Annotated in this window: 17 protein-coding genes; 8 read left to right on the forward strand and 9 right to left on the reverse strand. The window is 57.2% G+C overall.

What is annotated here, in order from left to right:
* The first annotated feature begins 2 nt into the window (after nt 1-2).
* From C5F52_RS05890 to def, 3 genes are read left to right on the forward strand one after another with little or no spacing between them, the layout of a single operon-like run.
* Nucleotides 3-1,325: a cell division protein ZipA C-terminal FtsZ-binding domain-containing protein gene (locus C5F52_RS05890; RefSeq protein WP_201746969.1), complete on the forward strand. Its 1,323-nt coding sequence runs from the start codon at nt 3-5 to the stop codon at nt 1,323-1,325.
* Nucleotides 1,326-1,342: 17 nt separating this feature from the next.
* A complete protein-coding gene (gene ligA / locus C5F52_RS05895) occupies nt 1,343-3,445 on the forward strand; it encodes an NAD-dependent DNA ligase LigA (RefSeq protein WP_104797405.1) in 2,103 nt (700 codons plus the stop codon).
* Nucleotides 3,446-3,454: 9 nt separating this feature from the next.
* Nucleotides 3,455-3,991 (forward strand): peptide deformylase, encoded by a 537-nt coding sequence (gene def, locus C5F52_RS05900; RefSeq protein WP_104797406.1) that lies wholly within the window; start codon nt 3,455-3,457, stop codon nt 3,989-3,991.
* On the opposite strand, the gene C5F52_RS05905 is transcribed toward def, so the two are convergent.
* The gene (locus C5F52_RS05905; protein ID WP_104797407.1) at nt 3,988-6,585 is read right to left on the reverse strand and encodes a [protein-PII] uridylyltransferase; all 2,598 of its coding nucleotides are present in this window, start codon (nt 6,583-6,585) and stop codon (nt 3,988-3,990) included. The genes def and C5F52_RS05905 overlap by 4 nt on opposite strands.
* A gap of 13 nt (nt 6,586-6,598) precedes the next feature.
* Nucleotides 6,599-7,411, reverse strand: a complete 813-nt coding sequence (map, locus tag C5F52_RS05910; protein WP_104797408.1) for a type I methionyl aminopeptidase — start codon at nt 7,409-7,411, stop codon at nt 6,599-6,601.
* Nucleotides 7,412-7,567: 156 nt separating this feature from the next.
* Between map and purL the strand changes: the two genes are divergently transcribed.
* Nucleotides 7,568-11,587, forward strand: coding sequence for a phosphoribosylformylglycinamidine synthase (gene purL, locus C5F52_RS05915; protein ID WP_104797409.1), 4,020 nt, complete (start codon nt 7,568-7,570; stop codon nt 11,585-11,587).
* A 42-nt stretch (nt 11,588-11,629) separates the two neighbouring features.
* Here purL and C5F52_RS05920 read toward each other — a convergent pair whose 3' ends face one another.
* The 7 genes from C5F52_RS05920 to C5F52_RS05950 all read right to left on the reverse strand — a co-directional run bounded on the left by C5F52_RS05920 (nt 11,630) and on the right by C5F52_RS05950 (nt 17,871).
* Nucleotides 11,630-12,277, reverse strand: a complete 648-nt coding sequence (locus tag C5F52_RS05920; protein WP_104797410.1) for an MOSC domain-containing protein — start codon at nt 12,275-12,277, stop codon at nt 11,630-11,632.
* A gap of 14 nt (nt 12,278-12,291) precedes the next feature.
* The gene (locus tag C5F52_RS05925; RefSeq protein WP_104797411.1) at nt 12,292-14,289 is read right to left on the reverse strand and encodes a U32 family peptidase; all 1,998 of its coding nucleotides are present in this window, start codon (nt 14,287-14,289) and stop codon (nt 12,292-12,294) included.
* 65 nt (nt 14,290-14,354) lie between these two features.
* The gene (locus C5F52_RS05930; protein WP_104797412.1) at nt 14,355-15,137 is read right to left on the reverse strand and encodes a peptidylprolyl isomerase; all 783 of its coding nucleotides are present in this window, start codon (nt 15,135-15,137) and stop codon (nt 14,355-14,357) included.
* 8 nt (nt 15,138-15,145) lie between these two features.
* A complete protein-coding gene (locus tag C5F52_RS05935) occupies nt 15,146-15,415 on the reverse strand; it encodes a BolA family transcriptional regulator (RefSeq protein ID WP_104797413.1) in 270 nt (89 codons plus the stop codon).
* Nucleotides 15,412-15,957, reverse strand: a complete 546-nt coding sequence (locus tag C5F52_RS05940; protein ID WP_104797414.1) for a septation protein A — start codon at nt 15,955-15,957, stop codon at nt 15,412-15,414. The genes C5F52_RS05935 and C5F52_RS05940 overlap by 4 nt, the downstream gene beginning before the upstream one ends.
* 7 nt (nt 15,958-15,964) lie before the next feature.
* A complete protein-coding gene (msrB, locus tag C5F52_RS05945) occupies nt 15,965-16,372 on the reverse strand; it encodes a peptide-methionine (R)-S-oxide reductase MsrB (RefSeq protein WP_104797415.1) in 408 nt (135 codons plus the stop codon).
* The gene (locus tag C5F52_RS05950) at nt 16,369-17,871 is read right to left on the reverse strand and encodes a YdiU family protein (protein ID WP_104797825.1); all 1,503 of its coding nucleotides are present in this window, start codon (nt 17,869-17,871) and stop codon (nt 16,369-16,371) included. Before C5F52_RS05950 ends, msrB begins: the two co-directional genes overlap by 4 nt.
* A gap of 125 nt (nt 17,872-17,996) precedes the next feature.
* On the opposite strand from C5F52_RS05950, the gene C5F52_RS05955 reads away from it, so the two are divergent.
* The 4 genes from C5F52_RS05955 to C5F52_RS05970 are packed head-to-tail and all read left to right on the forward strand — an operon-like array spanning nt 17,997 to nt 23,406.
* Nucleotides 17,997-19,637 carry a 3-(methylthio)propionyl-CoA ligase gene (locus C5F52_RS05955; RefSeq protein ID WP_104797416.1) on the forward strand — a complete coding sequence of 547 codons (1,641 nt, stop codon included), beginning with the start codon at nt 17,997-17,999 and terminating at the stop codon, nt 19,635-19,637.
* Between the two features lie 31 nt (nt 19,638-19,668).
* Nucleotides 19,669-21,768: a 3-hydroxyacyl-CoA dehydrogenase NAD-binding domain-containing protein gene (locus C5F52_RS05960; RefSeq protein WP_104797417.1), complete on the forward strand. Its 2,100-nt coding sequence runs from the start codon at nt 19,669-19,671 to the stop codon at nt 21,766-21,768.
* Between the two features lie 21 nt (nt 21,769-21,789).
* Nucleotides 21,790-22,965 carry an acetyl-CoA C-acyltransferase gene (locus C5F52_RS05965; protein WP_104797418.1) on the forward strand — a complete coding sequence of 392 codons (1,176 nt, stop codon included), beginning with the start codon at nt 21,790-21,792 and terminating at the stop codon, nt 22,963-22,965.
* Between the two features lie 18 nt (nt 22,966-22,983).
* Nucleotides 22,984-23,406, forward strand: coding sequence for a PaaI family thioesterase (locus C5F52_RS05970; RefSeq protein ID WP_104797419.1), 423 nt, complete (start codon nt 22,984-22,986; stop codon nt 23,404-23,406).
* The last annotated feature ends 254 nt before the right edge of the window (nt 23,407-23,660 follow it).

Below are 23,660 nucleotides of genomic sequence, written 5' to 3' on the forward strand. Positions count from 1 at the left end.
ACATGAGTACTCTTCAAATTGGTTTAGCAATTGCTGGTGGCGTGGTTCTCGCGGGTGTGGTGGCGCACAGCACGTGGACTTCACGCAAAAACAAACCGCGTCAGGCAGAACCACTGCCGCAAGAAAAAAGCATCGAGCCAGCCGCCTATACGCCTGATTACGGTCAGCCCCAGGAGCCATCGTTCGATGTCGCTCCTAGCGTGAGCTACGACGTACACCACGAGCCTGAAGTGATTGCGCCTGTGACGACGCCCACGTACCAAACGACAGGCAGCCTTGACCCCGTGACCGACATGGCGCGCAGCATGATGGAAGAGGCCACGGCCCATGCGCAGCGCGTGCCTGATGAAGCTGAGTTGGCCCGTATTGCAGAAAGCAAAGCCGCCGCTTCCAAAGTTGCAGAAGAGCGCGCCAAACAACAAGCCGCACAAGCTCCTGTCATGAAGCCCGTTGTGGCCCAAGTGATGGAGTCTGCCGCATCTGACTTGCCTCAGCCCGAAAAACGCCCAGCCTTAGATGCGTTGATTGACGTCATCGCCGCGGTTGAAATTGACCACCCCGCTTCTGGTGATGCCGCTTTGCAGGCCATGCCCGCCACACGCCGTGTGGGCAGCAAGTTATTCAGCTTGGAAGGACTCAACACTGAAACCGGTTTGTGGGAACACCCACGCAACGGCCAACGCTACAGCGCGTTTCAATCGGGTGTGCAGTTGGCCAACCGCACCGGCCCCTTGAACGAAATTGAGTTCTCTGAGTTCGTCACTAAAACTCAACACTTCGCCGACACCATCAACGGTGCACCTGAGTTTCCCGACATGCTCGAGGAAGTGGCCCGCGCCCGTGAACTCGACAGCTTTGCCAGTGCCCACGATGCACAACTGAGCTTCACCTTGAAGGCCACCAAAGCCGCATGGAGCCCCGGCTATGTGCAGCAAAACGCCGCCCGTTTGGGTTTCATCGCTGGCGTGTTGCCAGGCCGCATGGTGGTGCCTGCGCCCGTGCATGGCTTGCCACCCATTTTGGGGCTCACCTTTGACTCGCAAGCTGCGATGTCGGAAGACCCCACCCAATCCGCCATTTACGAACTCGCCTTGTCACTCGATGTGCCACAGGTGGACCGCAAAGAGGAGCCTTACGCTCGCATGATTCAAACCGCCTATGAACTAGCGCGTGTGATGGACGGCGCAATCTCTGACGACAACGGCCAGCCCTTGTCTGAAACAGCCATAGGCGCAATTGCCCGCGATTTGCTGGCTTTGTATGACACGCTCGATGCGCGTGACTTGTCGGCAGGTTCGCCGCAAGCGCGCCGCTTGTTCAGCTAATTTCAAGGTCACGCAGCATGAGCACCGCTGACTTATTTGGCAGCGATGCCAAGGGCCATACAGATGTGGCTACACGCGCAGCCGAATTGCGTAAACAGCTGCATCACCACGGCCACCAGTACTACGTGCTGGATGGGCCCACCATCCCGGATGCCGAATACGACCGCTTGTTCAAAGAACTGCAAGCGCTAGAAGCCGCACATCCCGAACTCCTCACGCCAGACTCTCCCACGCAACGTGTGGGCGGCACGCCGCTCGACAGCTTTGCCAGCGTCAAACACGTGGTGCCCATGCTCAGCATTCGCACCGAAACCGACACAGAAGCTAGCGGCGCAGAAGCATTTGACACACGCATTCGAAAAGAGCTAGCTCTGACCGAGGCCGACCCGTTGGTTGACTATGTGGCCGAGCTGAAGTTTGATGGCCTAGCGATGAGCCTGCGCTATGAAAATGGTGTGTTGGTGCAAGCCGCCACACGCGGCGATGGCGAAATGGGCGAAGAAGTCACGCAAAACATCCGCACCATTGGTCAAATACCTTTGCGCTTGCCTAGCGACGCGCCCAAGGTGCTGGAAGTGCGCGGCGAGGTCTACATGGCCCGTGGTGATTTCGAAGCCTTGAACGAGCGCCAACGTGCGCGCATTGCCGCAGGTGAAAAAGGCGAAAAAACCTTTGTGAACCCGCGCAACGCCGCTGCGGGTGCGGTGCGTCAGCTCGACCCCACCATTGCGGCTCAGCGCCCCTTGAGCTTCTTTGCTTACGGCTTGGGTGACATCACGCCTGTGGAAGATGGTGGCCCAACGTTCAACACGCATTTCGATTTGTTGATGACGCTGAAGCAATGGGGCTTCCCCGTGGCCGAGCAAACCGCGTGTGTCCAAGGCGCAGCGGGCTTGGTGGACTTTCACCAACGCATGGGCCAAGCGCGGGACGCGCTGCCGTTTGACATTGATGGCGTGGTCTACAAGGTCAACAGCTTGGCCGCTCAACGTCAGTTGGGCTTTGTCACCCGCGAACCGCGCTGGGCTGTGGCCCACAAATACCCCGCGCAAGAACAACTCACCACGGTGCAAGCCATCGAGGTGCAAGTGGGCCGCACGGGCAAGCTCACCCCTGTAGCCAAACTTGCGCCCGTGTTTGTGGGCGGCGTGACCGTGACCAACGCGACGCTGCACAACGAAGACGAAGCCCGCCGCAAAGACGTGCGGGTGGGTGACACCGTGGTGGTGCGCCGTGCAGGCGATGTGATTCCCGAAGTGGTGTCTGTCGTTTTAGAAAAGCGCTTGCAAGACGCACAGATCTTCACCATGCTGCACCAGTGCCCTGTGTGCGGCAGCCCTGCGGTGCGTGAAGAAGGAGAGGCCGATTACCGATGCACAGGTGGCTTGTTTTGCAGCGCACAGCGCAAGCAAGCCATCCTGCACTTTGCGCACCGCCGTGCTGTAGAGATTGAAGACTTGGGCGACAAGCTGGTGGAGCAACTGGTGGATGCGGGTGTGGTCAAGACATTGCCCGACCTGTACCGCATGGGCTTTACCGCTTTGGTCACGCTAGAGCGCATGGCTGAAAAATCGGCCAATAACGTGCTGGCCAGCATTGAAAAATCGAAGCAAACCACACTGCCACGCTTCTTGTTTGGCCTTGGTATTCGCCATGTGGGCGAGGCCACGGCCAAAGAGCTGGCACGTCACTTCGGCAAGATGGACGCCATCATGGACGCCACCGTGGACCAACTGCTGCAAGTTGCAGACGTCGGCCCCATCGTCGCACTTAGCCTGCGCACATTCTTTGATCAGCCGCACAACCGCGAAGTGGTCGAGCAGCTGCGTGCTTGTGGTGTCACATGGACCGAGGGCGAACCTACAGCGGGCGCAAGCTTGCCGCTGGCAGGCCAAACCTTTGTGCTGACCGGCACACTGCCCACACTCAGCCGCGATCAAGCCAAAGACATGCTTGAAGCCTTGGGCGCCAAAGTGGCAGGCAGTGTGAGCAAGAAAACGCATTGTGTGGTGGCCGGTGCAGAGGCGGGCAGCAAGCTCGACAAAGCGCAAGAGTTGGGCATCAAGGTGCTCGACGAAGCTGGCTTGTTGGCCTTGGTGGCTGAACACGCAGCTGAATAAGGACACGACATGGCCGTTCGCGAGATCTTGAAAATGGGCGACGAGCGTCTGCTTCGTATGGCGCAACCCGTGAAGGCTTTCAACACGCCAGAGTTGCAAGCACTGCTCAAAGACCTCGACGACACCATGCTGGCTGCCAACGGCGCTGGCTTGGCCGCGCCGCAAATTGGTGTGGATTTGCAAGTGGTGGTATTTGGTTCAGGCGAGGTCAACCCACGTTACCCCGATGCGCCTGTGGTGCCGTACACCGTGCTCATCAACCCTGTGCTCACGCCCCTTGGGGATGAGGAAGAAGAGGGCTGGGAAGGCTGCTTGTCAGTACCGGGCCTACGAGGTGTGGTGCCTCGTTTCAAACGTTTGCGTTACCAGGGCTTTGACGAAACAGGCCAGCCGATTGACCGCACGGTCGAGGGCTTTCATGCGCGGGTGGTGCAACATGAGTGTGACCACCTCATTGGCAAGCTGTACCCCATGCGTGTGCGCGACTTCTCGCGCTTTGGCTACACCGAGGTGTTGTTTCCAGGGCTGGATGACGCGGACGATTAAGCCTGCAAGGCGGCGAGCAGTTCCGTCTCAATTTCCAGCTGCGCTCTGTTTTGCTGCAAAGCCGCGCCGTCAATCAAGAACGTGTCTTCCACGCGTTCGCCCAAGGTGCTGATTTTGGCCAGCAACAAGTTCACCTTGTGGTTGGCCAACACACGCGCCACGCTGTAAAGCAGGCCCACGCGGTCGCTGGCTGAGATGCTCAACAACCACTTTTGCGCACGTTCGTCGGGCTGCAAGGTCACACGCGGCGCGATGGGGAAGCTCTTGACGCGGCGTGACACGCGGCCTTTGCCGACCGTTGGTAAGGGTTTGGCTTCGACGATGGTTTCAGTTAACCCCGTCTCCACCATGTTGATGAGGTTGCGGTAGTGCTCTTCAAAATGGCTGCTCACCACTTGGAAGGTGTCTAGCGCGTAGCCGTTGGTGGCGGTGTGCACTTTGGCATCCCAAATGTTGAAGCCCGCTTGGTCAAAGTAGCCGCAGATGCGCGCAAACAAATCTGCCTGGTCAGGTGAATACACCATCACCTGCAAGCCTTCGCCCACGGGAGACAAACGCGCACGCACGGTCACACCCATGGGGGTGTTTTGCGCTTTGGCAATCGACAAGCTGCGCGAGAGCTGGCGTGTGTGCCAGGCAATGTCGGCGGCATCGTGGCGCATGAAGTAGCCCACGTCTAAGGTAGCCCATAAATCTTTGTGGGCCTCAAACGGCAGCGCATACAGCGCGAGCATGGTGAGGGCTTCGGTTTTACGAATCTCAACTTCAGCGGCTGCATCCGGCGCACGGCCACCTAAAGCGCGGGCGGTGTAGCGGTACAAGTCTTCCAGCAGCTTGCCTTTCCATGCGTTCCACACCTTGGGGCTGGTGCCGCGAATGTCGGCCACCGTCAGCAGGTACAGCGCAGTGAGGTTGCGCTCGTTGCCCACGCGTTTGGCGAAGGCTTGAATCACATCGGGGTCGCTCAAGTCTTGCTTTTGAGCGACGTTGCTCATGGTCAAGTGCTCGCCCACCAAGAACTCAATGAGCTTGGCGTCTTCTTTTTCTAGGCTGTGGTCACGCGCAAATTTGCGCACTTCACCACGGCCCAGTTGTGAGTGGTCGCCGCCACGGCCTTTGGCAATGTCGTGGAACAACGCGGCTGCAAACAAGATCCAAGGCTTGTCCCAACCCGCAGCGAGTTGCGAGCAAAACGGGTATTCATGCGCATGCTCGGCCATGAAGAAGCGGCGCACATTGCGCAGCACCATCAAGATGTGTTGGTCCACGGTGTAGACGTGGAACAGGTCATGCTGCATCTGGCCCACGATGCGACGGAAGGGCCACAGGTAGCGTCCGAGCACCGAAGTTTGGTTCATCAAGCGCACCGCGTGCGTCATGCCGCTGGGGGCTTGCAAGATGCGCATGAACATCTCACGGTTCACCGGGTCTGCGCGGAACTTGCCATCCATCAAGGTGCGAGCGTTGTACAGCGCTCGCAGTGTGCGAGCCGACAGGCCGCTGATGCCCACCGTGGATTCGTACAACCAGAAGGTTTCCAGAATCGCGTGTGGGTTGTTCATATACACGTCGTCGCTGGTCACTTCGAGCATGCCTGCCTTGTCGGCAAAGCGCTCGTTGATGGGACGCAGCTCGTGTTGGTTGCTGCTCAGGCGTTCTTCGATGTTGAGCAACAAAATTTGGTTGAGCTGGGTTACCGCTTTGGCCGCCCAGTAATAGCGCTTCATCAGCGCTTCGCTAGCCACGCGGGCGTTCAGCGTGCCGTCTTCTTCCACACCCAGCCCCAAGCTTTGGGCGACGGCGTGTTGCAAGTCAAACACCAAGCGGTCTTCGCGGCGTTTGGCCGCCAAATGCAAGCGTGTGCGGATGAGTGCCAAGGCGTCTTCGTTGCGTTTGAGTTGTTTGACTTCAAAGTCTGTCGCCAAGCCTTTGCGGCCCAAGCTCTCCCAGCTGTCACCCAAGCCTGCGGCTTTGGCTACCCACAGCACCACTTGCAAATCGCGCATGCCGCCTGGCGATTCTTTGCAATTGGGTTCTAGCGAGTAAGGCGTGTTTTCGAACTTGGCGTGGCGTTGACGCATCTCGGCGGTCTTGGCCACAAAGAAAGCTTTGGGGTCAAGCGCGATCGCGTAGTGTTTTTGGAAGGTTTTGAACAGCTTGACGCTGCCCACCAAAAAGCGTGCTTCCAAGAGCGAGGTTTGCACGGTGATGTCGGCAGAGGCTTCTTGCACGCACTCGGTGACGGTGCGTACGCTAGAGCCAATTTCTAGGCCTGTGTCCCAGCAGCTGCCGATGAACTTTTCAATCTGTGCTTTGAGCGTGTCGTCTTTTTCGGGCGATGTGCCGTCTGGCATGAGCAAGAGCACATCCACGTCCGAATAGGGGAACAGCTCACCACGGCCATAGCCGCCCACAGCCACCAAGCACAACTGCTGGTCAAAGCCTGCAGCGTCCCAGAGGTTACGTAAGGTGTCGTCGGTCATGCTGCACAACTTGTGCAACAAGGTTTTCACGCTACGTGGGGTGATAGAGCCGGACGCGGCCAGCAGCAAAGCCGCCTTGTCCTTTCGGTAAAGGTTAGCCAAGGCGTTCATCGCGTGGGGGTGCTTAACAGCAGGTGGTGGTCACAAAGTCGGGCAGGGCGGGGCTACCGTCGGACAGGGTCAACACTTCGTAGCCCGTGGGCGTGACGAGGATGGTGTGTTCCCACTGGGCTGACAACGAGTGGTCGCGCGTGACGATGGTCCAGCCATCACCCAACTCTTTGATGTCTTTCTTGCCCGCGTTGATCATGGGCTCGATGGTGAAGGTCATGCCTTCTTGCAGCGTCTCACCTGTGCCGGGCTTGCCGTAGTGCAGCACTTGTGGCTCTTCGTGGAACACCTGGCCAATGCCATGGCCGCAAAACTCGCGAACTACAGAGAAGCCATTGCTCTCAGCAAAGCGTTGAATGGCAAAGCCAATGTCCCCCAACCGTGCGCCAGGCTTGACCTTGACGATGCCGTGCCACATGGCTTCGTATGTCAACTTGGCCAATCGCTTGGCCGCGATGGACACATCACCCACCGAGAACATGCGGCTGGTGTCGCCATGCCAACCATCTTTGATGACGGTGATGTCGATATTGACCGTGTCGCCTTTTTTCAGCGGCTTGTCATTGGGAATGCCGTGGCATACCTGATGGTTGATGGATGTGCAGATGGACTTTGGGTAGGGGTTGTCACCGCTGGGGTTGTAGTTCAGCGGGGCTGGGATGGCCTTTTGAACTTCGGTGATGTAGTCGTAGCAGAGCTTGTCGAGCTGGTTGGTCGTCACGCCCGGCACCACGTGCGGGGTAATGAAATCGAGAACTTCAGAGGCCAGTTTGCCCGCGATACGCATGCCTTGTGCGCCTTGGGCGTCTTTGATGGATGTGGTCATGGGCTAGATTATCCCATCCGTCGCAAAACACGTCTCTGTCACCCTGAATTGTGTACAAAACACCATCGCTAGCCACGTAAAATCTAACCTTTGCCGACCAGCCCCAGTCAGCGGCCCGGCCCGATTCGATTTCCGTCTTTTTCTCAAGGCTCCCTCGTGTCCCTGCACATCAGCATTTTCGAAGGCGGCAACGCCCTCAGCGATTTCCGTGTTCAACAGCTCTTGCCCCGTTTGGCGGCAATCTCCCCGCAAATCCAAGGCCTGAGTGCCCGCTTTGTGCATTTGGCTGCAACCGAGGCCACGTTGGATGCCGCTCAGCAACAAACACTGGCTGCTTTGCTGACTTATGGCGAGCCTGCTCACGTTGCCCCCGTAGGCACCTTGCTGGTGGTCACGCCACGTTTTGGCACCGTGTCGCCTTGGGCATCAAAGGCCACCGACATTGCGCACAACTGCGGTTTGCAGCTCAAGCGCATTGAGCGCATCACCGAGTTCCATATTCAGCTCAAAGACGGTTTGCTGAGCAAAGCCGCCCTCACGCCTGAGCAACTGGCTGCCGTAGCCGATGTGTTGCACGATCGCATGACCGAATCTGTCATGCGCACACGCGATGAAGCGTTGGGCTTGTTCACCGAACTGCACCCCGCACCGATGGAGCAAGTGGATGTGCTGGGCGGTGGCGAGGCCGCATTGCAAGACGCCAACAAGCGATGGGGCTTGGCTTTGGCCGAGGACGAGATTGCGTATTTGGTGAATGCGTTTACCCAACTCAAGCGCAACCCCACCGATGTGGAGCTGATGATGTTTGCGCAAGCCAACAGCGAACACTGCCGCCACAAGATTTTCAATGCCGAGTTCACCATTGATGGCGAAGCGCAATCGCACAGCCTGTTTGGCATGATTCGCCACACCGAAAAAACCAGCCCGCAATACACGGTGGTGGCGTATTCGGACAACGCCTCCATCATGGAAGGCCACAAGGTCGAGCGCTTCATCGCCACCAACAATGGCAAAGACCTGCCTCAGTACGAAAAAGTATCTGCCACCAACCATGTGTTGATGAAGGTCGAAACTCACAACCACCCCACAGCCATTTCGCCTTACCCCGGTGCTTCCACCGGCAATGGCGGCGAGATTCGCGACGAAGGTGCAACAGGCCGAGGCTCCAAGCCCAAGGCTGGTATGTCTGGCTTCACCGTGTCAAAGCTTTGGGACAGCAAACTAGGCCGCCCCTCACACATGGCCAGCCCTTTGCAAATCATGACCGAGGGCCCATTGGGCGGCGCTGCGTTTAACAACGAGTTTGGCCGTCCCAACCTGACCGGCTACTTCCGCGAATACGAACAAGACGTGGCTGGCGTGACACGCGGCTACCACAAGCCCATCATGATTGCGGGTGGCTTGGGCGTCATTGACAGCGAACAAACCAAGAAGATTGAGTTCCCTGCAGGCAGTTTGTTGATTCAACTGGGCGGCCCCGGCATGCGCATCGGCATGGGGGGCAGCGCCGCCAGCTCGATGGCCAGCGGCACCAACGCGGCAGAACTGGACTTTGACTCGGTGCAACGCGGTAACCCCGAAATTGAGCGTCGTGCACAAGAGGTAATCAACCATTGCTGGGCGCAAGGCAAGAACAACCCCATCCTCGCCATTCACGATGTGGGCGCAGGCGGTTTGTCCAACGCGTTTCCAGAACTCACCAACGACGCAGGTCGTGGTGCGCGCTTTGATTTGCGCGCTGTGCCGCTGGAAGAGTCAGGCTTGGCTCCCAAAGAAATTTGGTCGAACGAAAGCCAAGAGCGCTACGTGATGGCGATTGCGCCTGAGTCGCTTGAACAATTCAAAGCCTTCTGTGAACGCGAGCGTTGCCCGTTTGCTGTGGTTGGTGTGGCGACTGAAGAGCGTCACCTGACTGTTGCGAATGAAGATGCGGTGCTGGCTCACCACATAGGTGAAAGTTCAGAGGCGGCAGTCAATATGCCCATGAACGTGCTGCTGGGTAAACCACCCAAAATGCACCGCGATGTGACGCGTGTAGAGCGCACCAGCGCCCCCATGGACCTGACTGGCGTGAGCTTGCAAGAAGCTGTGATCAACGTGTTGAGCCACCCCACAGTGGCCAGCAAGCGTTTTCTCATCACCATTGGCGACCGTGCCGTGGGTGGTTTGACACATCGCGACCAAATGGTTGGCCCATGGCAAGTGCCTGTGGCCGACGTGGCCGTGACCTTGGCCGACTACCAAAGCTTCGCTGGCGAAGCCATGAGCATGGGCGAGCGCACGCCGCTTGCATCGCTCGATGCACCCGCCTCAGGCCGCATGGCTGTGGCCGAAGCCATCACCAATTTGTTGGCAGCACCGTTTGAGTTGCCACGCGTCAAGCTCAGCGCCAACTGGATGGCCGCTTGCGGCGAAGCCGGTGAAGACGCTGCCTTGTACGACACCGTCAAAGCCGTGGGCTTAGAACTCTGCCCCGCTTTGGGCATTTCCATCCCCGTGGGCAAAGACAGTTTGTCCATGCGCACGCAATGGAGTGAGAACGGCGAGACCAAAAAAGTTACCTCACCAGTGAGCCTGATCATCAGCGCGTTTGCGTCCATCCCCGATGTGCGTGGCACGCTCACGCCGCAGCTCAACAACACCGAAGACACCACCTTGGTGTTGGTGCAGTTGGGCGAGGGTAAGCGCCGCATGGCGGGCAGCATCTTGGGCCAAGTGCTGAACCAAGCAGGTGACCAAGTGCCAGACCTCGACGATGCACAAGACTTGGTCAAGCTCGTCAACGCTGTGAACGTTTTGCGCGCACAAGGCAAGATCTTGGCTTACCACGACCGCAGCGACGGTGGCCTGATGGCCGCTGTGTGCGAAATGGCTTTTGCAGGCCAAGTGGGTGTGGCGCTGAATCTGGACATGCTCATCACCGAAGGCGACGGCATCAACGACAGCCGTGCCGAATACGGTGACACCAAAAACTGGGCTTCACAGGTAAGCGCCCGTCGCGAAGAGCTGACGCTGCAAGCCTTGTTCAACGAAGAGCTGGGCGTGGTGCTGCAAGTGCGCACGTCTGAGCGCAACGAGGTGATGCAAACCTTGCGTGAGCATGGCTTGTCCAAGCACAGCCACTTTGTGGGCAAGACACGCCCCCAATCGTCCACCATAGCCAAAGGCAAGGGCGAGATCAGCGTGTGGCGCGACACCAAAGAAGTGTTCGTTGGCAAGCTGGCCGACCTGCACCAAGTGTGGGACAGCGTGAGCTGGAAGATTTGCCAACAGCGCGACAACCCTGCTTGTGCGGATGCCGAACACGCCGCAGCTGGCAACCCCACCGACCCCGGCATGCATGTGCATTTGCCAGCGGGTATCAGCGACAACGTGGCAGCCCCCTTCATCAACTTAGCCGCTAAACCCAAAGTGGCGGTGCTGCGTGAGCAGGGCGTGAACTCACACATTGAGATGGCGTATGCGTTTGCCGAAGCTGGCTTTGACGCCTACGACGTGCACATGACCGACCTGCAAACTGGCCGCGCCAAGCTGCAAGACTTCAAAGGTTTGGTGGCTTGCGGTGGCTTTAGCTACGGCGACACCTTGGGCGCTGGCATTGGCTGGGCACGCAGCATCACGTTCAACCCCGTGTTGTCTGAACAAATGCAGCAGTTCTTTGCACGCACCGACACCTTCGGTTTGGGCGTGTGCAACGGTTGCCAAATGTTTGCTGAATTAGCCGACATCATCCCCGGCGCAGAACACTGGCCACGCTTCACCACCAATCAAAGCGAGCGCTTTGAAGCACGTTTGAGCATGGTGGAAGTGTTGGAATCACCGTCTCTGTTCTTTGCGGGCATGGCCGGTGCTCGTTTGCCGATTGCCGTGGCGCACGGTGAAGGCTTTGCCAATTTCAGCCAACGCGGCAACGCATCTAAAGCATTGCCCGCCATGCGCTTTGTGGACAACCACGGGGCAGCGACTGAGGCCTATCCGTTCAACCCCAACGGCAGTGCAGGGGGCTTGACCTCTGTCACCACGGCAGATGGCCGCTTTACAGCCATGATGCCGCACCCCGAGCGCGTGTTCCGCAACGTACAAATGAGCTGGACCGACTTGGGTGCATCGGGTGGCGTGGATGCGTTCAGCCCTTGGATGCGTATGTGGCGCAATGCGCGTCAGTGGGTGGGTTGATTCACTCACGCCAATCAAAAAACGCAGCCACGGCTGCGTTTTTTATTTCATCAAATAGCTCACCCGCTGTTTGATTTTGTCTTGCCACGCTTTGGCAATGCCCGGTGTTTCTGCCAGTCGGCTCAAAGCATCCAGATTGGGGCGGTGTTCACGCCAAAGCGTCATGGCTTGGTGCAGGGTAGGGGCTTGGCTTGCGGCCTCGTGCAACACCAAACTGTCGTTTGGGTTGACCGTGCCGGTTTGCAACACCCGCCAATACCAACCCGTGAGCAGATGTTGGTCAATGAACAAAGCCATGCCGTCGCAGCCAAAGCGCTCATCAATCTTCCAGCAAGGGTTGCGTGGTTGGCAGACTTGAATCAGTGCTGAACCGAGTTGCCACACATCACCTAAATGCACATCGTGCTCGTCTAGTTCAGACGTGGCAATGTTTTCGCCCATGCTGCCGGGCACGAGCAAGGGGGCTGCATCGGCAAACTGCACGGCCAGCTTGGCGTAGTGCGTGCCGGGGTAGAGATGCACGGCTTTTTCGGGGCCACCGTGCACACGCTGGTCAGCTTGGTGGTCGCCTGCAAAACCTTCAATACCCAATTCGACAGAGCCATGCACCTGTGTTTTGTACATGGCCGTGAGGCGGCCGGACACAGGCAGAGGCTGCACTTGACCGATGAAGAGTGAAACATGGGCCATCAAGGTGTCCCGCTTTAGGGACGCGTTTTGTAAAACGTGATGGGCGACTCAGCCATCTCTTTGATGCGCTGGTTGAGCACTGACTTTTTCATCTTGCCCACCACATGCATCTCACAGGGTTTGCAGTCAAAACGTAGGGTGAGTTTTTCGCTGCCGTTGATGAGCATCAGCGGCTCAGCCTTGACCGTGCCTTGCACACCTGTGACGCCTTTGGCTTGTTTTGGGCACAGGCTCATGCTGAAACGCACACAGTGTTTGGTGATCATCAAGCTGGCTTCGCCCAACTCTTCGTGGCTCTCATAAGCCGCCTCAATCACTTTCACGCCGTGCTTGGCGTAAAAGTCGTGCGCTTTTTGGTTGTAGACGTTGGCCAAGTAGGTGAGCGAATCTTCGGGGTAGCTCACGGGTGGCTCAACAGCTGCGGCGCGTTGCGGGCGGTCATAGGCCTTCAGGCGCACAAGTTCCAACTGCTCCACGGCATCGCGGCGCAATGCGTTGAGTGACGAGGCCGGCACAAACCAAGGCTGGCTGATATTGATTTGCAGGTTGAGCACTTCAAACACACTTGCGCCAAACTTGCTCAAGTGCTCGCGCAGGCTTGCGTCATTGCGCACCGCGTCTTTGGCGAGTTCTTTGGGGCAGGCAAGGGTGGCGCTGGCCGTGTGGCCGTCTTCATCGGTGAGCTTGAGCTCGAACCCTTGCGCTATTTCAGAAAACTCCACCCATGCGTCAATGCGGCGTTCACTGGAGTTCTTCTCAAGCCCACGCACCCAATCCATGTCGCGGTTGCGGTTGATGACCATGCCCGCGCGCAAATCGCGAAAGCCTTCAATCGGGTCTTTGGGGTACAAGCGCCACACGCCTTTTTTGGGGCTAGGCTCTGCGCGGTTGATGGCCACGCCCACCAGTTCTTTTTGCAGGTCGTAGTAGCACAGGCCATCACCGTTGTGCAGCACAGCGGCTTTGTCATAGGGCTGCACTTCCAGCCAATTCGGACCTGTGCCCATCACTTCGCCCAACACAATGCCCGGGTTCTTGGGCGAGTCAAATGCGCCGATGTCCTCTTTGCGGCCTTGCACAAAGTAGTCGGTGAACTCGCGGTTGAAGTTTTGCTCGGGGTTGGGCGTGAAGTACAACGTGGTGTTGCCACTCGATGCGCGGCTGAGTGGTGGGCGCTCAGGATCGGCCGAGTATTGGCGCGCTTCAATCAGTTCATCCATCAATACGCGGTAGTGGCCGGTGATGTTCTTCACATAAGCCATGTCTTTGTAGCGGCCTTCGATCTTGAAGCTGCGCACACCCGCATCGACCAAGGCAGCGAGATTCTCGCTTTGGTTGTTGTCTTTCATCGAGAGCACATGCTTGTCGTGTGCGATGAAGCGGCCTTCGGCGTCCGTCACGTGATAGGGCAGGCGACAGGCTTGGCTGCAGTCGCCACGGTTGGCGCTACGACCCGTGTGGGCATGGCTGATGAAGCATTGGCCGCTGTAGGCCACGCATAAAGCGCCGTGCACAAAAAACTCTAAGTTGCATCGTTCAGCATCGAGCACATCGTGGATGGCTTTGATCTGCGGCAGCGTCAGCTCGCGCGCCAACACAATTTGCGAGAAGCCCACGTCTTGCATGAACTTGGCTTTTTCGGGTGTACGAATGTCGGTTTGTGTGCTGGCGTGCAGTTGGATAGGTGGCAAGTCCAGCTCCAAAAACGCCATGTCTTGCACGATCAGCACATCGGCACCTGCGCTGTACACATCCCACGCCATTTTTTGTGCGGCTTCTAGCTCGTCGTCGCGCAAGATGGTGTTGAGTGTGATGAAGATTTTGCTGTTGAACCGGTGCGCTTCCTTGCACAAGCGCTCGATGTCTTGCAGCGTGTTGGAGGCGCTGGCTCGCGCACCAAAGGCTGGTGCACCGATGTACACCGCGTCTGCGCCGTGGTGAATGGCGGCAATGCCGATGTCGGCATCGCGTGCGGGGGCAAGCAGTTCGAGTTGGTGGTTGAGCAAGGACATGGCTTGAATTATCTAGAAAAACAAAAGCGGCCCGAAGGCCGCTGTGTGCATGAGGCAAAGGTGAATTACTCGACCTTGGCTTTGGCGCGCAATTCTTGTTGGAACGTGGCCATGCGTTGTTGTGTCATTTGTTGCACGATTTGTGGCTTCACGTCTTCGAGTGCTGGCAACTGGGCTTCACGCACGTCGTCCAAACGGATGATGTGGAAACCAAACTGGCTTTGCACGGGTGCAGACACTTGGCCTTTGTTCAAAGCGACCATGGCGTCAGAGAACTCTTTGACATAGTTGCCAGGTGCAGCCCAATCGAGGTCACCACCGTTGGCACCTGAACCTGGGTCTTTGGATTGCTTTTTGGCGATGTCTTCAAACTTACCACCTTTTTTCAGGCTGGCGAGGATGGCTTCGGCTTGTTCTTTGGTCTCGGCCAAGATGTGACGAGCGCGGTACTCTTTGCCGCCGTTGGCTGCGACGAACTTGTCGTATTCAGCTTGCACGTCAGCATCCGTGACGGCAGAGGTTTTTTGGAATTCAGCAAACAACTCGCGAATCAGGATGGTTTGACGGGCCAGTTCGATTTGAGACTTGTACTCTGGCGTGGCATCCAAACCGCGTTTTTGGGCTTCTTGCATGAAGATTTCGCGCGCAATAACTTCTTCTTTGATCTGGGCTTCCACCTCAGGGGTGATCGGGCGGCCAGAGCGCGCCACTTGCTGAGCCAATGCTTCAGCACGGGCGGTTGGCACAGCCTTGCCATTGACGATGGCGATGTTTTGCGCGTTAGCGCCCATGCTCAAAACTGCGAACGCAGCAGCTGCAACAGCGGTCCAAATCATTTGCTTTTTCATGTCAGGTCTCAGGGGTTTTCTATGACTTCAATGGCCAAGGCATGCAAACCTTGATCGATATATTCTTGCAATGCATCATACACAAGGCGATGGCGTGAAACCCGCGATTGCCCTGTAAAAATGTCACTTTGAATGCGTACGCGAAAGTGTGTACCAAACCCGCTGTCGTTGGCCCCCACATGGCCTGCGTGCGCCGCACTTTCGTCTAAAACTTCAACAAAAGCGGGGTTTAGGCGTTCTTGTAATCGCTGTGTCAGGGCTTGTACGGTGATGTTCACGCTGAGTCCTCAGGCTGCTCTTTGATGAAGCGACTCATGTAGACGCCTTGAGCCACGACAAACACCAACATCAAGCCCAAACCGCCAAAGAGTTTGAAACTCACCCACGTGTCGGTGTCAAAGTGGTTGGCCACCCAAATGTTGATGCAGCCCATGACTGCAAAGAAGCAGGCCCAGCTGTGCAACAACACGCCCCAAGCGTGTGCAGGCAACGCCACCTGAGCACCCATGAGTTGCTGGATGAAATTGCGCTTGAACACAAAGTGACCGACCCACAAAGCACTGCCCATGAGCCAGTACAAGACGGTGGGTTTCCACTTGATGAAGGTCTCGTCTTGGGTGAGCAGCGTGGCGCCGCCAAACACCACGATGACGCCAAGGCTGACCCATTGCATAGGTTCTACAAAACCATTTTTGTAACGCAAATAGCCAATTTGAACCAAGGTAGCGGCAATGGCCACAGCCGTGGCGGCCATGATGCCCCACGCTTTGAAGGTGCCAAAAAACAAAAGGATGGGGAAGAAGTCGAGCAATAATTTCATAAACGCTTTATTTGTTAGGCACGAAGTCTAACGAAGCCGAGTTCATGCAATAGCGCAAACCGGTGGGGGCAGGGCCGTCGTTGAACACATGGCCCAAGTGCGCACCGCATTGGCTACACACGGTTTCCACACGCACCATGCCGTGGCTGGTGTCGCGGTGCTCGGCAATCGCTTCTTCGCTGGCCGCGGTGTGAAAGCTGGGCCAGCCGCAGCCTGCGTCAAACTTGGTCGACGCATCGAACAGTTTGGCGTCACAACACATGCAGTGGTAGCTGCCTGGGGCCCAATGGTCTTCGTATTTGCCGGTGAACGGACGCTCGGTGGCGGCTTTGCGTGTGACCTCAAAGGCCACAGGTTCTGCGTTTTTGGCGGCCAGCAGGTCGCGCCATTCTTGTTCGGTTTTTTGGAGGGTCATGAGGAGCAACTGATTTCGATGGATGAAGCCCATTCTGGCGCAAGGCCAGCCCAAGCTTCGTAGGTGGGGTGTTCGTCAAAGGGGGCGTGTAGCACTTGCAGCAGGTCTTGCACCATCGCAAAGTTACCGGCCTTGGCTTGGCGAATGGCCAGCTCGCCTAAGTGGTTGCGCAAGATGTATTTAGGGTTGGTGCGCAGCATAGCGTCACCTGTGGCTTGGCGGTTGGCCGCGCCTAAGCGCTCTAGGTAGCGCGTGCACCACGCATCAAACACCTCGCGGTGCATAAACAAATCGCGCACAGGTTCAAACGCATGGGTGCTGTGGTCGGATTCGCGCACGGCCATGCTCAAGCGCCGCCAAAACACGGTGTAGTCCACACGGTCTTGTTGCAGGGTTTGCAGCAGGTCTTCCACCAAAGCACGGTCCACCTCGTGTGCGTCGCTGAGGCCTAACTTGTGGCGCATGGCTTGGTCCATGGCGCTTGGGAAGGTTGCTTTGTAACTCTCTAGCGCAGCCAAGGCTGGGGCTTGCTCGTCGATGAGCGGCATCAAGGCCTGGCCTAAGCAGAACAAATTCCAGTAGGCGATTTGCGGTTGCCGCGCATAGGCATAACGGCCTTGGTGGTCGGAGTGGTTGCAAACGTGGTTGGCGTCAAAGCCGTCTAAGTATTGGAAAGGGCCATAGTCCAGCGTGAGACCGAGGATGCTCATGTTGTCGGTGTTCATCACGCCGTGGCAAAAGCCAACGGCTTGCCATTGCGCCATCAAGGCAGCGGTGCGCTGGGTGACTTCGTGCAGCAGTGCCACGTAGCGATCAGCACCTGCTTGGTCTTGCAATGCCGGGAAATGCGCAGTCACCACATGGTCAGCCAAGGCGCGCAGTTCATCGATTTGACCGTTGGAAGCGAAATGCTCGAAGTGCCCAAAGCGCACAAAGCTGGGTGCTACGCGTGTCACGACGGCGGCGGTTTCTACTTCTTCACGTCGCACATGGGCCGGTGAGCCAGTCACGCACAAAGCCCGCGTGGTGGGAATGCCCAAACCATGCATGGCCTCGCTGGCCAAAAACTCACGAATGCTGGACCTCAGCACAGCACGGCCGTCGCCTCGGCGAGAGTAGGGTGTCGGGCCTGCGCCTTTGAGCTGCAGCTCTTGCAAGCCGTGAGGCGTTTGAAGTGCGCCAAGGTTCAAAGCCCGGCCATCGCCCAGCTGGCCTGCCCATTGCCCAAATTGATGACCACTGTAAACACTGGCGTAAGTGGGGCCAGTCGCGGGCAGCGCATTGCCCGTGAGCAAATCCAGCGCCTCTTGTTGTTGCCAAAGGTCTGATGGCAAACCCAGCTCGGCCCGCAAAGCTTCGTTACAACCTACCCAATGGGCGGCAGGTAAGGGCGTTGGCTCGGTGGGCGTGGCAAACGTGGCACCCAGCGAAGCAAAGCCCACATCAGACGTGTTGAGCCACGCAAGGTTGGCGGTGGGAGCGGCAGGACGATGAAACATGGCTGGCATTGTCTCGGGTTATCCATAGGCTGGTTTTTTGTGGGCTTTCCCGAAAAATACACAAAGACTTGGCACAATACAGAAAAAAGCACGACCGTGCGGAAAAGTAAAAACAAGGAGACACCATGTTAGGACTGATGCAAAACCAACCGCTGCTCATCTCAAGCCTGATCGAGTTCGCAGACAAACATCATGGCGATGGTGAGGTGGTGTCACGCCGCGTCGAGGGCGATATTCATCGCTACACCTGGTCTGATGTGGCGCGCCGCTCGCGCCAAGTGGCCCATGCGCTCGACGGTATGAAACTGGGTTTCAGCGACCGCGTGGCCACCATCGCTTGGAACGGCTACCGCCACCTTGAGCTTTACTTTGGTGTCAGCGGTTCAGGCCGCGTGTTACACACCATCAACCCACGCCTGCACCCAGAGCAAATTGCGTGGATCGTCAACCACGCTGAAGACCAAGTGCTGTGTTTTGACATGACCTTTTTGCCCATCGTTCAAGCCGTGCACAGCAAGTGCACATCAGTCAAACATTGGGTGGCGATGTGCGATGCGGACAAACTGCCAGCAGACACGGGCATTCCCAACCTCATCAGCTACGAAGCTTGGATGGGCAACCAAAGCACCACTTACCAATGGCCGGTGTTTGATGAAAACACCGCGTCGAGCATGTGCTACACCAGCGGCACCACAGGTAACCCCAAAGCCGCGCTGTACAGCCACCGCTCCACCACCTTGCACGCCTACGCAGCAGCTTTGCCCGATGTGATGTGCATCTCTGCGCGTGATGCCATCCTTCCAGTGGTGCCTATGTTCCACGTCAATGCTTGGGGCATCCCCTACAGCGCAGCGCTCACCGGTGCCAAGCTGGTGTTTCCAGGCCCCGGCATGGACGGCAAATCGGTTTACGAAATGATTGAGAACGAAGGCGTCACCTACGCCGCTGGCGTGCCCACGGTGTGGCAAATGTTGCTCGGGCACATGAAGCCCCATGGCTTGAAGTTCTCTACCTTGAAGCGCACCGTCATTGGTGGCTCGGCTTGCCCACCGGCCATGATTGATGCTTTCCGTGATGACTTTGGCGTGGAAGTCTTGCACGCGTGGGGCATGACCGAACTCAGCCCCTTGGGCACTTTGTGCACCTTGAAGAACAAACACCTCAAGCTTCCCAAAGAAGAGCAAATGAAATTGCTGATGAAGCAAGGTCGTGCCATTTATGGCGTGGACATGAAGATCGTGAACGATGCAGGCGATGAGCAACCTCACGACGGCAAAGCCTATGGCGACTTGTTGGTGCGCGGCCCTTGGGTGGTAGCCAACTACTACAAAGGCGAAGGCAACCCGCTGGTGAAAGACAAAGACGGGCAAGACTGGTTCCCCACAGGCGACGTGGCCACCATCGACGCCGATGGCTTCATGCAAATCACCGACCGCAGCAAAGACGTCATCAAGTCGGGCGGCGAGTGGATCAGCTCGATTGACATTGAAAACATCGCCGTGGCGCACCCCGCTGTGGCCATGGCCGCGTGCATTGGCGTGGCACACCCCAAGTGGGACGAGCGCCCCATCGTGGCCGTGGTGAAAAAGCCCGACGCACAAGTGAGCCGCGAAGAACTGCTGGCTTTCTACGAAGGCAAAACCGCCAAGTGGCAAATTCCAGACGATGTGGTGTTTGTCGATGCCATCCCCATTGGGGCCACGGGCAAGATGCTCAAAACCAAATTACGCGAGCAGCTCAAAGACTACAAGCTTCCCACCGTTTAACCCTACCAATTCGTTTAAAGAAGGAAATGCAATGAGTGCAGACTACCAAGTACACGGCGATGTTGCTGTGATCACTTTGAATAACCCGCCTGTCAATGGCATGGGTTTAGAAACACGCCGCGCTGTTGTGGCGGGTATTGCGCAAGCGCAAGCCGATGCAGCGGTCAAAGCCGTTGTGATTACCGGCCATGGCAAAGCCTTCTCAGGCGGCGCAGATGTGCGCGAATTTGGTTCGCCGAAGGCCTTCCAAGAACCTAACTTGCTCAGCGTGATCTCTTGCGTGGAAAACTGTAACAAGCCTGTGGTGGCAGCCATGCACACCGTGGTGATGGGCGGCGGTTTAGAACTGGCTTTGGGTTGCCACTACCGCGTGTGCGCACCTGGAACCAGCATCAGCATGCCTGAGGTGAAGCTGGGCCTGATCCCTGGCGCAGGGGGCACTCAACGCTTGCCACGTGCTTTGGGTGTAGAACCCGCAATGAACATGATCGTGAGCGGTGAAGCGATCAAGAGCGACATGCTCAGCATGTTGCCCGGCCAAAAGCTGTTTGACCAAATGGCCATGTCTCCACAAAGTCTGATGGACGAGGCTATTGCTTACGCCCGTGAAGTGGCCGATGTGCGCCCTCTACCCAAATTGCGTGATCTGCCTTGTAAACACCCCATGGGCGATGCCTATTTCCAGTTCTCGCGCAACATGGTCAAAGGCATGGCAAAGAACTACCCAGCGCCACCCAAAGCGGTGGATGCGGTAGAAATGGCCACCAAGAAAAAGTTTGACGAAGGCATGATGTACGAGCGTGAGCAGTTCATCAACCTCATGTGGACTCCTGAAAGTCGTGCTTTGCGCCACTTGTTTGGCGCACAACGCGCAGCCAGCAAGATTGCCGATGTACCTAGCGACACACCGGTGCGCGACATCAAGTTGGTGGCCGTCATTGGTGCTGGCACCATGGGCGGCGGCATTGCCATGAACTTCTTGAATGCAGGCATTGCAGTCAAGATGATTGAAACCAAGCAAGAAGCCTTGGACCGTGGCGTAGCCACGATCAAGAAAAACTACGAAGACCGCGTCAAAAAAGGCAAGCTCAAAGAAGATAAAGCAGCCCAGCGCATGGCGCTGCTCAGCACCACACTGAGCTACGACGACATCAAAGATGCTGACCTCGTCATTGAAGCTGTGTTTGAAGACATGGGCGTCAAAGAAGCGGTGTTCAAACAACTCGATGCGGTGATGAAGCCAGGCGCAATTTTGGCGTCCAACACTTCGACCTTGGACCTGAACAAAATTGCCAACTTCACCAAGCGGCCACAAGACGTGGTCGGCTTGCACTTCTTCAGCCCTGCTAACGTGATGAAACTGCTCGAAGTGGTGCGTGGCAAAGACACCGCCAAGGACGTGCTGGCCACAGCCATGGATGTGGCCAAGAAAATCAAGAAAATCGCTGTGCTCTCAGGCGTGTGCGATGGCTTCATTGGCAACCGCATGATTGATCAGTACGGTCGCCAAGCCGGCTTCTTGCTCGACGAAGGTTGCACACCTGCACAGGTGGACCGCGCCCTTGAGAAATTTGGCTGGGCCATGGGTCCGTTCCGCATGGGTGACTTGGCGGGCAACGACATTGGCTGGGCCATCCGCAAACGCCAATACGCAGAAAACCCCACACGTCGCTACAGCAAAACCGCTGACCTTTTGTGCGAACAAGGTCGCTTTGGCCAAAAAACAGGTGCGGGTTGGTATGACTACAAGCCAGGCAAACGCGACGCGATCCCCAACAAAGACGTGGAGGCCATGATTGCAAAACACCGCGAAGAGCTGGGCATCAAGCCTCGCAAGATCAGCGATGAAGAAATCGTGCAACGCCTGAACTTTGCTTTAGTGAACGAAGCTGCCCACATCCTAGAAGAAGGCATTGCCAGCAAAGCCAGCGACATCGACATGGTCTACATCAGCGGTTATGGCTTCCCAATTTTCCGCGGCGGCCCTATGAACTACGCCGACGAGTTGGGCCTGTTTAACGTGGTGCAAGCCATGCAGCGTTTTGCCACCAATCCCCACGATGACGCCGAGTTTTGGAAGCCAGCACCTTTGCTCGCAAAGCTCGCCGCCGAAGGCAAGACCTTCAACTGAACTCTGAATTAAGGAATCCCTATGACCAACGCTGTCATCGTCTCTACCGCCCGCACACCGCTTGCTAAAAGCTGGAAGGGCTCTTTCAACATGACCCATGGCGCGACCTTGGGTGGTCACGTCGTCAAACACGCCATTGCGCGCGCCGGTATTGAAGCCGCCGAAGTGGACGACGTCATCATGGGCTGCGCTTTGCCAGAAGGCGCAACTGGTACCAACATTGCCCGCCAAATCGCACTCATGGCCGATTGCCCTGTGTCGGTGTCGGGCATGACCATCAACCGTTTTTGCTCTTCAGGCTTGCAAACCATTGCCACCGCCGCGCAGCGCATCATTGCGGGCGAGGGCGATGTGTACGTGGCCGGTGGTGTGGAAAGCATCTCCTGCGTGCAACAAGAGATGAACCAACACATGTTGGTCGACTTGGCATTGCAAAAGAAAAAGCCTGAGATGTACTGGAACATGCTGCAAACCGCTGAACATGTGGCCAAGAAATACAACATTGGCCGCGAAGCCATGGATGAATACGGCGCACGAAGCCAGCAACGCGCTTTTGCTGCGCAATCGGCTGGTTTGTTTGACGCCGAGATTGCCGCCATCACTGTCAAAGCCGGTATTGCCGACAAAGTGATGGGCCTGATGACCAAGCAAGTCACGGTCAGCAAGGACGAGGGCATTCGCGAAGGCTCAACTGTCGAAGCTTTGGCCAACCTAAAGTCCGCCATGCCTGGTGGCTTGATTTCTGCGGGTAACGCTAGCCAGTTTTCAGATGGCGCAGGCGCTTGCGTGGTAATGAGCGAAGAGCTCGCCAGCAAACGTGGCCTGAAGCCCTTGGGCCGCTTCCTCGGGTTTGCCGTGGCCGGTTGCGAGCCTGACGAAATGGGCATTGGCCCCGTGTACGCCATCCCTAAAGTACTCAACCGCTTGGGCCTGAGCGTGGGTGACATTGACCTGTGGGAACTCAACGAAGCCTTTGCCGTGCAAGTGCTGTACTGCCGCGACAAACTGGGCATCCCCGATGACCGCCTCAACGTCAACGGCGGCGCCATTGCCGTGGGCCACCCCTACGGCGTGAGCGGCCAGCGATTGGTGGGCCACGCCCTGATCGAAGGCAAACGCCGAGGTGCTAAGCGCGTATGCGTGACCATGTGCATCGGCGGCGGCATGGGTGCTGCGGGTATCTTCGAAGTTCTGTAACACCTCAAGGAGAACACCATGCAAGAAAGCTTTGGCGCCTACATCCCGTTTGTCGACCATTTGGGTTTTGAGCTGGTGTTCTTTGATGAAGGACAGTCCGAGCTGCGCTACACCCCCGAGCCTGAGCACATGAACTCGTTCAATGTGACGCATGGCGGGGCGGTGATGACACTGCTAGACGTGACCCTGGCCACGGCAGCCCGCAGTGTGGACAAAGGCATGGGCGTGGTCACCATCGAGATGAAAACTTCGTTCATGCAGCCCGCCAAAGGCACGCTGACTGCAAAGGGCCGTTTGATGCATCGCACAGGCAGCATGGCATTTACAGAAGGTACGTTGTACGACGCAGAAGGCAAAGCATGTGCCCACGCGACGGCAACTTTTAAGTACGTGAAGCGTGAAGCTGCCCCCACACAGCTGCACGAAATTCCTACGGACTGAGGTTAGTGCTTGCGTTGAGATAGCTTCACATCTTTGGCAAGCGGTTGCGGCACGCCAAGACATTTTAAATTGAACATAACCCGCGAATTAGCACTTTAATATCCCCTAAATCCGAGTGGGTTGAGGTGAGCCAAGGCGGCGCCATTCGTCGCGCAGCGATGTAAGCCGTCTTGGCTTACCACAGCACAGGCCAACGAAGGGAAGCTATGTTTTCAAGCACCCTAGAGAGCTAAGGCAAAATTGCCCGCTTTAGC

This window comes from Limnohabitans sp. TS-CS-82, from assembly GCF_002943475.1.

Coding starts and splice junctions, on each gene's coding strand:
- C5F52_RS05890 (WP_201746969.1), top strand. CDS start 3: ATGAGTACTCTTCAAATTGGTTTAGCAATTGCTGGTGGCGTGGTTCTC.
- ligA (WP_104797405.1), top strand. CDS start 1,343: ATGAGCACCGCTGACTTATTTGGCAGCGATGCCAAGGGCCATACAGAT.
- def (WP_104797406.1), top strand. CDS start 3,455: ATGGCCGTTCGCGAGATCTTGAAAATGGGCGACGAGCGTCTGCTTCGT.
- C5F52_RS05905 (WP_104797407.1), bottom strand. CDS start 6,585: ATGAACGCCTTGGCTAACCTTTACCGAAAGGACAAGGCGGCTTTGCTG.
- map (WP_104797408.1), bottom strand. CDS start 7,411: ATGACCACATCCATCAAAGACGCCCAAGGCGCACAAGGCATGCGTATC.
- C5F52_RS05920 (WP_104797410.1), bottom strand. CDS start 12,277: ATGGCCCATGTTTCACTCTTCATCGGTCAAGTGCAGCCTCTGCCTGTG.
- C5F52_RS05925 (WP_104797411.1), bottom strand. CDS start 14,289: ATGTCCTTGCTCAACCACCAACTCGAACTGCTTGCCCCCGCACGCGAT.
- C5F52_RS05930 (WP_104797412.1), bottom strand. CDS start 15,137: ATGAAAAAGCAAATGATTTGGACCGCTGTTGCAGCTGCTGCGTTCGCA.
- C5F52_RS05940 (WP_104797414.1), bottom strand. CDS start 15,957: ATGAAATTATTGCTCGACTTCTTCCCCATCCTTTTGTTTTTTGGCACC.
- msrB (WP_104797415.1), bottom strand. CDS start 16,372: ATGACCCTCCAAAAAACCGAACAAGAATGGCGCGACCTGCTGGCCGCC.
- C5F52_RS05950 (WP_104797825.1), bottom strand. CDS start 17,871: ATGTTTCATCGTCCTGCCGCTCCCACCGCCAACCTTGCGTGGCTCAAC.
- C5F52_RS05955 (WP_104797416.1), top strand. CDS start 17,997: ATGTTAGGACTGATGCAAAACCAACCGCTGCTCATCTCAAGCCTGATC.
- C5F52_RS05960 (WP_104797417.1), top strand. CDS start 19,669: ATGAGTGCAGACTACCAAGTACACGGCGATGTTGCTGTGATCACTTTG.
- C5F52_RS05965 (WP_104797418.1), top strand. CDS start 21,790: ATGACCAACGCTGTCATCGTCTCTACCGCCCGCACACCGCTTGCTAAA.
- C5F52_RS05970 (WP_104797419.1), top strand. CDS start 22,984: ATGCAAGAAAGCTTTGGCGCCTACATCCCGTTTGTCGACCATTTGGGT.